Source organism: Desulfospira joergensenii DSM 10085, assembly GCF_000420085.1.
Lineage (GTDB): Bacteria > Desulfobacterota > Desulfobacteria > Desulfobacterales > Desulfobacteraceae > Desulfospira > Desulfospira joergensenii.
Map to the genome: position 1 here is coordinate 1,193,722 of NZ_ATUG01000001.1, position 12,171 is coordinate 1,205,892.

At 50.3% G+C, this 12,171-nt stretch carries 12 protein-coding genes; 1 reads left to right on the forward strand and 11 read right to left on the reverse strand.

The window, feature by feature from the left end:
- Positions 1-2: 2 nt before the first annotated feature.
- The 6 genes from fliR to fliM are packed head-to-tail and all read right to left on the reverse strand — an operon-like array spanning position 3 to position 3,355.
- Positions 3-791 carry a flagellar biosynthetic protein FliR gene (fliR, locus tag F608_RS0105980; protein WP_022664705.1) on the reverse strand — a complete coding sequence of 263 codons (789 nt, stop codon included), beginning with the start codon at positions 789-791 and terminating at the stop codon, positions 3-5.
- Between the two features lie 2 nt (positions 792-793).
- Positions 794-1,063, reverse strand: a complete 270-nt coding sequence (gene fliQ / locus F608_RS0105985; protein ID WP_022664706.1) for a flagellar biosynthesis protein FliQ — start codon at positions 1,061-1,063, stop codon at positions 794-796.
- A 2-nt stretch (positions 1,064-1,065) separates the two neighbouring features.
- Positions 1,066-1,836 carry a flagellar type III secretion system pore protein FliP gene (fliP, locus tag F608_RS0105990; RefSeq protein ID WP_022664707.1) on the reverse strand — a complete coding sequence of 257 codons (771 nt, stop codon included), beginning with the start codon at positions 1,834-1,836 and terminating at the stop codon, positions 1,066-1,068.
- Positions 1,826-2,230, reverse strand: coding sequence for a flagellar biosynthetic protein FliO (gene fliO, locus F608_RS0105995; protein ID WP_022664708.1), 405 nt, complete (start codon positions 2,228-2,230; stop codon positions 1,826-1,828). The genes fliP and fliO overlap by 11 nt, the downstream gene beginning before the upstream one ends.
- The gene (fliN, locus tag F608_RS0106000) at positions 2,227-2,565 is read right to left on the reverse strand and encodes a flagellar motor switch protein FliN (protein WP_022664709.1); all 339 of its coding nucleotides are present in this window, start codon (positions 2,563-2,565) and stop codon (positions 2,227-2,229) included. The genes fliO and fliN overlap by 4 nt, the downstream gene beginning before the upstream one ends.
- Before the next feature lies 1 nt (position 2,566).
- A complete protein-coding gene (gene fliM / locus F608_RS30890; RefSeq protein WP_022664710.1) occupies positions 2,567-3,355 on the reverse strand; it encodes a flagellar motor switch protein FliM in 789 nt (262 codons plus the stop codon).
- 76 nt (positions 3,356-3,431) lie between these two features.
- Here fliM and F608_RS0106010 point away from each other — a divergent pair, with 76 nt between their 5' ends.
- Complete coding sequence (locus tag F608_RS0106010) at positions 3,432-4,976, forward strand: IS1182 family transposase (protein ID WP_022664323.1); 1,545 nt, start codon at positions 3,432-3,434, stop codon at positions 4,974-4,976.
- Positions 4,977-5,146: 170 nt separating this feature from the next.
- Here the strand turns inward: F608_RS0106010 and F608_RS0106015 are convergent, their stop codons facing one another.
- From F608_RS0106015 to F608_RS0106035, 5 genes are all read right to left on the reverse strand, one after another.
- On the reverse strand, positions 5,147-5,398 hold the full coding sequence (locus tag F608_RS0106015; RefSeq protein ID WP_027362521.1) for a flagellar motor switch protein FliM: 252 nt from the start codon (positions 5,396-5,398) through the stop codon (positions 5,147-5,149).
- A 7-nt stretch (positions 5,399-5,405) separates the two neighbouring features.
- Complete coding sequence (locus tag F608_RS0106020) at positions 5,406-5,993, reverse strand: flagellar basal body-associated FliL family protein (protein ID WP_022664712.1); 588 nt, start codon at positions 5,991-5,993, stop codon at positions 5,406-5,408.
- A gap of 445 nt (positions 5,994-6,438) precedes the next feature.
- Positions 6,439-9,276, reverse strand: a complete 2,838-nt coding sequence (locus F608_RS0106025; RefSeq protein WP_022664714.1) for a flagellar hook-basal body complex protein — start codon at positions 9,274-9,276, stop codon at positions 6,439-6,441.
- A 47-nt stretch (positions 9,277-9,323) separates the two neighbouring features.
- The gene (locus tag F608_RS34465; RefSeq protein ID WP_022664715.1) at positions 9,324-10,433 is read right to left on the reverse strand and encodes a FlgD immunoglobulin-like domain containing protein; all 1,110 of its coding nucleotides are present in this window, start codon (positions 10,431-10,433) and stop codon (positions 9,324-9,326) included.
- Between the two features lie 12 nt (positions 10,434-10,445).
- Entirely contained in the window at positions 10,446-12,170 is a 1,725-nt protein-coding gene (locus F608_RS0106035) for a flagellar hook-length control protein FliK (protein WP_022664716.1), read from the reverse strand.
- Between the last annotated feature and the right edge of the window lies 1 nt (position 12,171).

Below are 12,171 nucleotides of genomic sequence, written 5' to 3' on the forward strand. Positions count from 1 at the left end.
GTTTATCCTCCGCCGATAAAAAACAGAAAATACATGAGTAATTTTCTAAATCCTTCAACATACCCCCGGGTCACGATGACGATGATCTCCAGGGAGAGCCCGAACAGAAGCAGTCCGCCGATGATCTTCAGGGGAAATGCAACAATCATGACGTTCATCTGGGGGGAAAACTTGGCTATCAATCCAAATCCAACGCTGACGAACAAGAGTGCGGCAATGACCGGGGCGCCGATTTTAACGGCCAGGACAAATAGATCTCCCATCAGTTCAAGCATTTTAACCATGACCACCTTCTGGGCCATGAAAAATCCCAGGGGGACCAGGTCGAAACTGTCCACCAGGGCCATGATCATGATATGGTGGCCGTTGAAAATAAGAAAGACAACAATGCAGACCCAGTATCCGAGCTGGTCCATGATGGATACGTTGGCCCCGGTCTGGGGGTCCACCACATTGATCATGGCAAATCCCATCTGAAATCCGATGACCTGGCCGGCCATCTGGACCGAACCGAAAAAGATCCTGAGGCTTAACCCCAGGGTCAGTCCGATCAGGGCCTCGGCCCCCATAAGCAGCCCTGTGGAGACCACATCCATGGGAAAGCGCTCCAAATCCACATGCACCACCGTATAGAGGAGAAGGGAAATCACCATGGCCAGTCCCGTTTTCAGCATGGCGGGAAAGACATTGCCGGAAAACACAGGCAATAAAAACAAAACAATGCTCACCCGGAGCAGAACCAGCATATAGGTTCTGAACTGGACCGGGTCTATGATGTTGAGGATCTCCATGGCTAACGGATATACATGGGGATATTCTCAAGCACATGCCGGGTAAAGGTGATCAGTTTTTCAAGCATCCAGGGGGCGGCGAACAGCAGCCCTAGAAACACTGCAATTATCTTGGGTACAAAGGTCAGGGTCATCTCCTGGACCTGGGTAACGGCCTGGAACACGCTGATCACAAGTCCGGCAAGAAGGCCCAGGCCCAGCATGGGCATGGAAAGGTAAATGGTCAATGTAATGGCCTGTTTGGCAAATTCCACAACAAATTCCGGGGTCATGTCTATACTCCAAAACTTTTCAGCAAAGACCCTGCAATCAAATGCCACCCGTCCACCAGGACAAAGAGCATGAGCTTAAAGGGCAGGGATATCATCACGGGAGGCAGCATCATCATGCCCATGGCCAGGAGAACCGATGCCACAACCATATCAATGACAAGAAAGGGGATGTACAGAACAAACCCGACAATAAATGCGGTTTTCAACTCGGAGATCACATAGGCCGGAATCAGTACCAGCAGGGATGCCTGGTCCCGGGTTTCCGGTTTTTTCATGTCCGCCCCTTTAACGAACAGGGCAATGTCGGCTTCCCGGGTATTGAGAAGCAAAAATTTACGGATCGGTTTCTGGGCCTCATCAAAGGCGGTTTCATATGTTATTTCCCGTTCCAGATAGGGATTGAGAGCCCGGTTATACACGTCCAGGGCAACCGGTTTGATAATGAAAAAGGTCATGAAAAGGGCCAGCCCGACAATGACCTGATTGGGCGGACTGGTCTGGGTTCCCATGGCCTGGCGAAGAAAATGGAATACCACCACCAGCCGGGTAAAGGGGGTCATGAGGATAAGGATGGCCGGTGCCAGGGCAATGATCGTCAAGAGGGCGATGATTTCCAGGACCACTGCCACCTCTTCCGGCTCGGTGGCTGTTTTCACGTTCAGCTCAAGGGAGGGGATGGGAAAGGTAACGGCCAGGGCGGTTCCCTGCAGGAGAAACAACAGTAACAGGCCCCATGCCATGATCCGGTATATGGAATCTTGCCTAAGTCTCATTTTCCCCGGCCTCTTTTAGATCATTTTCCTTTCCGGAAACAGGTCCGGGTGCCTTTCCAAGGGCCCGGCCCAGAAACCCGGAAAAACCGCCTTTTTCCTGCATCTTGTCTTCAGATATGGAAACGCTCTTATCCATGGTTGAAATTTTTGAAATCGCGGAAGGGGTCACCCCGATCAGGATAGTCTCTTCCATAACATTGACCAGGACCAGTTTTTCCTTTGGGGAAAGATGGTGGGTGGCCAGGACCCGGATGAGCTGTCCTGAACCTTTGAGCCCTTTCCGGGCTGAAAACCGCCGGAGCAGATAAAAAATGAGAAGAAGCAGGGCCAGAACCAGAAAAAGCATGGAAAAGGTTCTGAAAAAGGCGATCCATATTTCAGAGTCTGTGTTCATCCTTCCTCGGATGCCAGGGATTTTACCCGGTCTATGGGGGTGATGACATCGGTGAGCCTGACCCCGAATTTCTCATTGACCACCACCACTTCTCCCCTGGCAATGAGCTTCCGGTTGATGTAGACCTCCAAAGGTTCACCGGCCAGTTTGTTCAGCTCGATAATGGACCCCTGTCCCAGCTGGAGCAGATCATTGACCAGCATCTTGGTCTTTCCCAATTCCACGGAAAGCTCCAGGGGAATATCCAGGATAAAATCGAGTTCCCTTGAACTCTGTTCCTCGGATCTAACCTCGGTCTCCTGGGCTTCGTCTTCAACTTCGTTTTCTTCAGCCATGTTAATTCTCGCAATCTGTAATTATTTTGTCCTGTATCTGGAATGCCTGGAATCCCCTCTGGACCCCGATAAATCCCTTAAGCTTTTCCAGCCCGTCCACATAACAGCTCAACGGGTCTGTGGCATCGTTATCCAATTGGATCACGTCCCCCTTCTGCATATAGAGAAGCCTTTCCCCGGTGATTTCGGTTTTCCCCAGCTGGATCCTCAAATCCACCTCGGAATTGAGGATCACCTCTTTGATCATCTTGAGCCAGTTGGTGTCGATTTCCTCGATTTCCGCCTGAACCCCTGAGGAGAGTTTATTGCGCATGGGTTCGATCATTGAATAGGGATAGCAGACCACGAGATTTCCGGCCGACTGCTCCAGTTCAATTTCAAACCGGGTCACGATGACCAGGTCCGTGGGCAAAACAATGGCCGTAAACTGGGGGTTCATCTCGGACCGGATCAGAGAAGCCTTTACCGGCTCAATGGGGACCCATGAGGCTTCGATATTCTTCAAAACGGCCAGAACCGCCTTTTTAATCATGACCTCTTCTATGGTGGTGAACTCCCGTCCCTCCACCCTGGCTTTGCCCAAAGCCTCCCCGCCGAAAAAGGTATCGATGAGGTTATAGACCAGCTGACTCTCAAGAACGATCAGCCCGTGCCCCCTCAAGGGTTCCATCCTGAAAACATGGAGGCTGGTGGGAACGGGCAGGCTCCGGACAAACTCTGAAAACTTCAGGGTATCAAAGGGGTTGGCGCTCACATCCACGTTGAGGCTGTAGAAAAAGCCTGAAAGCACTGGAGATTCTTATCAATTTGTGCTAGATTTTTCTTCAAAACAGATAGAAAAACCGCAGACCAGACAAGAGTAAAAAATGGCCAAATATAAAGACTATTCATACGATCAAGGTGTTTTCCTTCCGGTCTATTTTGACAGACAGATCCTGCCGGGCACATTCGAATATACCCTCAGTCATTTGATTGACAATGAACTGGATTTGAGTGTTTTCGACAAACGGTATAAAAACGATGATACCGGGGCTCCTGCCTATGATCCCAGGATCCTTTTAAAAATAATTCTTTATGCTTATTCAAGGGGGATCACATCCAGCCGGAAAATCTCCCAATGCTGCGAAGAAAACATTATCTTCATGGCCCTGTCCGCTCATACAAGACCTCATTTCACGACCATCGCTGATTTTGTTTCCAGCCAGGATGAAGAGGCTGTCGCTCTGTTTCAAGAAATCATCCTTATCTGCGATGAGATGAACCTGATCGGCAGGGAAATGTTTGCTGTGGACGGCTGTAAGCTGCCTTCCAATGCCTCAAAGGAATGGAGCGGCACCAAGGCCGATTTTAAGAAAAAAGCCCTTAAACTTGAAAAAGCCATAGAACATATCATTGAAAAGCACCGGCAAATCGATGACATTGAAGAGAAAAACAATATCATCGAGTCCGATGCAAAGTATATGGCAACGCTTCAAAAGCAGATTAAAAAGATCCGTGAATGGGTAAACGACAATGATGATAAACCGGGTGCCGGTGGCAAACCCATAAAGTCCAACATCACTGATAACGATTCTGCCAAAATGAAATCATCAAAGGGTTATATCCAGGGATACAACGGCCTGGCCATGGTGGACAGCAAACATCAAGTGATTGTGGGTGCCGAAGCCTATGGAAAAGGGCCAGAACAGGATTTGTTGAAACCGATGATTGAATCCACAAAGGGCAATCTGGAAGATAGTGTTTTTGAAAAGACCCTTTTGACAGCAGACAGCGGATTTCACACCAAGGACAATATGGATATGCTGGCTAAAGAAGGGATTGACGCCTATGTGGCCGATAACCGGTTCCGCAAACGAGATCCCCGGTTTAAAGATAATGACCGCTACAAAGAAAGGCATCGTAAAGAGATCGCAGGAAAACGGAAAAAATCCCAATTGTATTCAAAAGAAGACTTCTATTTTGATCCTGATTTTAAATTTTGCATGTGTCCGGCCGGAAAGCGGCTTTACCGAAGTGGCAGAGGTTTCGATACCCATGGCAATTTTGTAACGCGATTCAAGGCGCCTAAATCCGCTTGCGGCCCTTGTAAGCTCAGATCAAAATGCCTTCGTCATCCAGACAGATCTCCCAAGAGATCGGTGGCATATTTTCATAGCGGGACAAAGAACAAAGATGCCCCGGACACAGCCACGGAAAGGATGAAACAAAAAATCGACTCCGCCTTGGGTCGGATGATTTATTCCAAGCGGCTCGGGACAGTAGAACCGGTGTTTGGCCATATTCGGCATACGATAAAGTTGGACAGGTTCACTTTGAGAGGGAAAATCAAGGTTAATTGTCAATGGCTGCTGTTCTGCGCTTTGCATAATTTGAAAAAGATACATCGGTATGGTTCGATCCCAGCCACATAAAGGAAGGGCATGGGGGAACAGATCTCTCTTTATCAGAGGCTGATATTGCGGTCTTAAGAGACAGTTACAATAGCGTAATCGATTTTAACGACAGAATTAACATAGAATAATAAAAAACAAGAGGCTGAGAATAATTTCATAGCGGCAAATGACTACCGCCTAAAAATGACTTATTCTACAGACTCGTTGGTCTGCAGCAGGGAGGACAGGGTTGCCCGGACCTCCCTGGACAACCGCTCGTTGATCACATCAAAGGTGGGCATCCTTGCCCGGACCACCTTGTCCTGGCTGGTGAAGTCATAGGCCAGAACCCCTTCTACAGTCTCGGCCGGTTTTTCTGCGTCCCCCTCGGTCTCGACCTCGCCTGAATCCAGGCCGTCCAATAGACTGTCAACTTCGTCCTGGGATAGAATTTCGCTCATGGGTTCATCACTGCATTATAAAATTTGTAAAATATAGATTCCTGACCATGGCCTTGGGAAATAAAGCGTTTATGCTTTTGAGCAGCTCATATTTCAGCCGGATCTTTCCTTCCGGACTTCTCAGTTCAAGCCATGCCAGTTCCCGGACCTGATTTTGAACGATTCTCCTGATCCTGTCCTCCATTGAATATACCTGCATTTGGTACCTGTAGTCCATGAGTTCAAGGGAGAGGGAAAGGCTGATCCGTTCCATTGTGGATCCGGATTTTAAGGGGAGCCTTTCAAAGGACTCAAATGTGACGATATCCTGAAAAACTTCTTCCTGTTCCGGCTTACCATCTTCCACCGTCCCGGACTTGCCCATGGTGCCGGTCTCTTCATTGGAAGGATCGGAAAAAAAGAAAAACCAGGCACCGGCGATTGCCCCGAAAATCACCAGAACCAGTACCAGAAATAGAACCATTCGTTTTCGGTTGCCCAGAATTTTTCCTAGGAGCCCCTTTTTTCCGGACGGATCCGGTTTCTCCTTACCGGAATCTTCCCCGGTGTGATCCCTCTCGGGTTCCTCGATCTCATCTAAAAGGTCTTCAGCCAAAGCATCCCCCGTTCAATTGACAGTCCGAACCAACCCGCCCGTCCGGGATTTTTGTCCCCTGGATATGGCCCACAATCATCTGTTAATTAAGCAATCCCTGTGCCAGGTGAATCATTCCCCTGGATTCTTCCCGGCTCAGCCCCTCAATTATATGAAGAATGGAGGGATTTTGCAAAGTTTTTAAATTCTGCTAAAGGTCAGGATCCTTTGTTCTCAACGGTGCCGCAGAGGTTGGGATGGGTTCAACCCACTGGGCCGGCGCCCGCGTTGTATGCTTTCAATAACCCGGCACAGGGCATGATTTTTTAAAATGGCAGGGGAAAAAATAAAGGAAGGATCTGTCAAATCTTTGACAATCACCGGGGGACAGACCGGTTGAAGACCTGCCCCGGTTATTGAAAGGGCTCTGCCCTGGATCAGGGCAGAGCCTAGGGAGGCATTAGGTCTATCGCTTCATCTGGATCACGGTCTGCATCATGTCATCCACAGTGGTAATGGTCTTTGAGTTGGCCTGGAACCCGCGCTGGTTGGTGATCATGGAAACAAACTCCTCTGAGATATCCACGTTGGACATCTCCAGGGAATTGGGCGCAAGAGTCCCAAGCCCGTTTTCACCGGGTCTGTTGGTAATTGCACCGCCGCTTTCCCTTGTCTCACTGAAAAGGTTCCCCCCCTCGCTGTTCAGGCCATAGTTGTTCAGAAATTTTGCCAGCCCGATCCGGAAAAGGGGAATCAACTCGCCATTGGAATAAATACCTGTCATGACGCCGTCGGAAGACACGTCCACTCCATCAAGGTCCCCGGCCGAATACCCGTCGGCATCCTGGAATCGGGTGTACGACGCTCTGGAGTATTGTGTGGTTGCCTGGGATCCGTTGACAAAATTGTTATCCTTGTAAACGCTTCCCATATCAAGCTCGAGTTTGGTCTCGGTGGACCCGTACTCGCCGCCCAGGAAATCCGCTGTAAAGGCGTAGTAACCGGTATCTGTAATCTCACTCTTGTCGATCTCGGTCCATGCCGTAGACCCCAGAATATCGAAATCAATTTCGTTTCTGTCCACCCAGGGCCGGGTGCCGCCTCCTAAATCCAGGGGGTCATCAAACACCCACCGGATGTCGTCATTGTCCGAGTCGTTGCCCGAACCGTCAAGGTCGATCACAGCCTCTTCCCGGTCCCCCTTGAGGGTGGCATTGGCATATTCGGCCGGGGGCACGTCCGGGTCCGTATCAAAGACAAAAGTGTACACATCCGGCGGAGTCATCGTTCCGCCTCCTGCCGTGGGACTGAAGGTGATGTCCTTGGATCCGTTCCCGTTAAAGTCTATGCCGAATCCCTGGGTCGGAATGGTACCGGCCGTACTCAGGACAGCAGCCGCGTATTCTTCGGGAGGAGTGGGATCCATGGTGAAAGCGATGGTCTCATTGTTCGCATTGGTCAATGCCGTTCCAAAGGTATATTTGACGGTTGAGGCATCCGCCGAACTCGCGTACCAGATATCAAATACCACATCTGTGGAGTTGCTGGCCGCAGGATCAATGGCAATAAAAGTATTTCCCACCTGGGCCGAGGTCACGGCAACGGCGGCTGTGGTCAATGACCACTCCTGTGTGGCTGCCAGCCAGTGAAGTTCCGGAGTATTGGGTAAGGCAGTATCGGTGGCAATGGCCCCTTCGGCTCCCTGGGTCACGATGGTCAGGTCCGGGGTATTTTGTGAGTTGCTTAATCCGCTGAAGTCATTGGTGAAATCATAGATTTTAATCGCGTCGTTCCAGTCCCAGGTGCCGCTGTCCCACCGGAGTTTTATATTTTCGGCATACATGGACAGGTCGGCCGGATTGTTGATCACCGTTGTTGAGGCTGTGGTGGCCAGGGTACCGGCCGTACCTGTAATGGAAATGCCTGATACCAGGGTGCCGGCGGAATAGGCAACTTCCGGGTTGCTCCAATACCATTGTCCTTCGCCCGTTCCGTTGACATTGGGATTCCAGACAATCCCCAGGCCGGAGGAATCTCTCGTCATCACAGAAGGATCGTTGATTTCCAGGGTTCTGTTGTCTGAATTCACTTTATCCCCAAAAAAAGACTTTACATTGACATCCTGTTTATGAAGGTCATTTTTGTTGTTGATGTCAAACCCGATGGTGTCCGTTGCCAGGGCCGGCTCATCCAGTTTAATGATAAGGTCCGGATCGGTTTGGGTGGGATCGGTCTGGTTCAGGACCAGGCGGATCTCCTGGTTATCGGAATATACAATGGTGGCATTGGCATAATTATCAGGTTTTTCATCCGCCGAAATGATGCCGTTGTTATCCACATCCACAAAATCCCAGGTGGCACCGTCAAATTCAAAAGCAAACCCGTATCCGTCAAGGGCCAGTTCCTCGTAGTTCAAGATATTGTACTCAACGTCATCCACGGTGTTGACGCCGATGGCTTGGAAATTGCCGAGCCGGCCCGTGAACTCACTCATGGTGATATCCAGGACTTCGCCGCTGCTCTGGCTGAAGGTGATGGTTCCCCGGGCCAGCAGGCCCTTGGCATCGGTACCCTGAACCAGGTTCCGGTTATCTTCTTCCGGGTCGCAGGTGATCACGTATTCCCATTCGGTGCCGGATTTTTTATCATAGTAGATGGTAATATCGTGGGTGCTTCCCAGTGCATCGTACGCTTTGATAACGCATTGATGTTCATATTGAGTGGAATTCATATAGATTTCAGAGCCGGCGTTCCAGCTGTTGGAAAGCACCGGTGCGTTGCTGTTGGAATCCGCATCCAGGTTGGTGATGGCCGTGACCCTGGTGCTCTTTTTTGGGGGACTTGAAAACGCACTCAAAACAAGATCGGTAATGGCACCGACATCCTCCCCGGTTTCTTCATCGAGATTCCAGCCCTGGACCACATATCCTTCCGGGTTGACCAGCTGGCCTTCTTTGTTAAAAAAGAAGTTACCGGCCCGGGTATAGAACGTATTCTCGGAATTGGCCTGGCGCATGATGAAAAACCCGCTACCGCCGATGGAAATGTCCGTGGCATTGCCCGTGGACTCAAAAGACCCGTCGGAAAAATTCTGGGAGACATCACCCACAGCCATGCCCCGGCCCATCTGGTCGCTCCCTCCCTGGGTGGCAACAGACTCGTAAAGGGTATCGGCAAAGGTGGCCCGTCCCCGCTTGAACCCGATGGTGTTCAGGTTGGAGATATTGTTACCCACCACCTGCAAGGCGTTTCCCATGTTTTTCAGGCCGCTGGTCCCTGTAAATAATGAACTCGATAATGACATTTTCCCTCTCCTGTACTTATATAAAACTCAAGATGCTGATTTCCCAGCTAATTGTTGATCTCCGAGATGTTGGAAACCGCCACCAGGCGGCCGCTGTCCTTGAGCACGAGATACTGGGTTCCGTTGGCATATTTGATGCCCGAAACCTCTTCTGTGACCGATGTCTTTGCCGTGCCGGACGAAGTGGACACCTTGTAATAGTACAATCCGTCATCCACATGGTATCCGTCTGACCCCACTCCATCCCAGTGTACGGCATTCTCTCCGCCGGCCACATCCTCCTCATCCAGGGTGATGGTCTGGACCAAATCATCAAAGACATCGTAGATCTTGATGGTTACTTCCTCGGTCTGCTCAAGGCTGAACTCCAGATCCGTTCCTTCCATGACCCCGTCTTCCACAGAGATAATGGGATATTCAGAGGTGACGGTCTTGCCCAGGTAGTCGAGAATGGAGGTATTGTCACTGGTTTCCGTCTCCGTATCCGCCACTGAGGTCAAGGATCCGGGACTCATCAGCAACCCCTGGACCACCAGATAGGGATTGCCGTTGCTGTAGGCAATGCCTTCCACAACGCCGGTGACCGTGGTGGGCAGTTCCTGGTACCCGGATCCGGTATTGGCAAGGACGGTATAGGTATAGCTACCGTCGTCCACGGCATCGCCGTTGGTATCTGTTCCGTCCCAGGAAATCAAATGGGCTCCGCGCTCATTGGTTCCCTGGTAAAGGGTTCTGACGGTTTGCCCGGACTCATCGGTGATATTGATGATCACATCGGCCGCGTCTGTCAGGTTGTAAAATCCGCTGGACACCGCCCCGTTTTCAACCTCCATGGTATCAATTTCCCCGGTCACCTGTTTGCCCATGTAGGATACCAGGTCTTTTTCCGATTCATTGGAAGAAGAGGTGGCCAGGTTCTCCATGGATTCATTCAGGTTCATCAATTGCTCCAATTGGGAAAACTGGGCCAGCTGGGATGAAAAATCCGTGCCGTCCATGGGATTCAAAGGGTCCTGGTTCTGGAGCTGGGCCACAAGCATGGTTAAAAAGGAATCCCTTCCCAGGGTATCTTCCTTCTCAGCCTTGTCGCTATCAGTGGTCTGGTAGGAAGCTCGTATGGTGTCAAGGGAAGAATTCCCTGATGTGGAAATACTCATGATATCTCTCCTCTATGCGACATAATGCAATGTCCCCTCCTGGGCCGAAACAGGACCCAGAGAATCGGTTTCAGCCGAAGACCCCTCAACCAGGGTCTTGTTCTTTCCCCTGTTTTTTCCTCCGGATCCCTGGGACGGGTTTCTGGCATCGGCCATGGACTGTCTGAAATTCGAACTCATATCCACATCAAACTGATCCAGACTGATGCCGCTGCTTGTGAGTACCGTTTTTAACTCGCCCGCATTGCCGACCAGAATATCTTTGGCAGACTGATTTTCGGTCAGGATGCTGACCTTCATGCTGTTCCCCGTATTATCAATGGTCATGACCAGCCTGCCCAGTTCCGGGGGGTTGAGTTGGATTTTCAGGCTGCTCTCTCCCTGATTGATGGCCTTCACCAGGCTTTTACTCACCTGCTGGGTCACATGGTTGGGCAGGTTCCTGATATTGGCTTTTGTCCGCAGGATACTCAGCTTTGAATCCTGGGTCTTTGTCTCTATCCCTGTTTCCAGGTTCTGGTCGATGTTCTTTTCTCCTTCTTTGGCCTGATCGGATACCAGCTTTTTTAAGGAGAAATTTTCAGGCCCGGTTTTCTTTTCCCCTTCATTGGTGAGGCTGGTTTTGAACAAGGACTCTAACTCCTTAAAATCCGGCTTACTCTCCGTGTTGGCTTGTCCCGTTGAAAAAGGATTTTTTGTCTTGTTTTCCTTTGATAAGATCAGATCGGTCTTGAACTGATCCCGGATCTGGGATTCAGAGAAGACCGGATCACTGCCTGCTTCTTTGGTCTGGACTTCCAGATGTTTAAACAGGGAATTGATCAGTTCAAATGGCTTGTCCTCTGCCGTTCCGGACTGGCCGGTTAGGGTTTGGGTCTCCCCGGCTCCGCTTTCTGACATCTTCTCTTTTAATGTTTCCAGGGATGAAATAAAATCTTTTAATGTCAGGGAAAAGGTCTCCCCTTGGGTTCCGGTTGTTTTCAGGCCCATCTGTTCAAGCAGCTTGACAAAGGAATCATCCCCGGCCTGGGTCTCAAATGAATACCCCCCATCCGAGGCTGCACTTTCAAGGGCTTTTAAGTCCTCAATGATCTGATTAAGATCAATTCCGCCCTCTCCCTTATCTGCCTGGCCGACAACGATGTCCACTTGTTCAGGCGTCAGCCCCAGCTCCTGTAAGATGGACTGAAGAAAGGGAAGGAAAGAACTTTCCACCAGGGTCTGATCCTCTTCTTCATCCCCTTCGTTCTCGCTGTCCAGTTCTGAGAGACCGGCCATCAGATCGGCAATCCCTATTTTTCCCCCGCCTGTGCCCTCTAGAAGTTCGGACATGACCTCGTCCACCTCATCTGAATCAAACCCGGCCTTAACCAGTATTTCTTTCAAGTCTTCAAGGCCCTGGGCATCAATGGAGATGCTATTGAGATCTCCGTTTGAAAGGGACAGAAAAAAATCTCTTAATTTGGAAAGTGTTTCTGTTCCGGATGGATTTTCCTGGGAAAGGGTCTCCACAAGTGCTTCCAGTTTTTTAGTGTGGTCTGTAACTCCGGACTGGGAAACAGTCCTGAACAGGGAACTTGAACCGGGTTGGCTGTCCAGGGCCTTAATCTCCTGGTCCAGGCGGTCGGAAAATTCTTGGACTTTGGAATCTCCTTTGCCGGCGGTTCCGGCCCGGGGGATATGCTGCTGGACCAGATCAACAAAATTCGCGCCTATGTCAGCAAATGCAAAACTCATA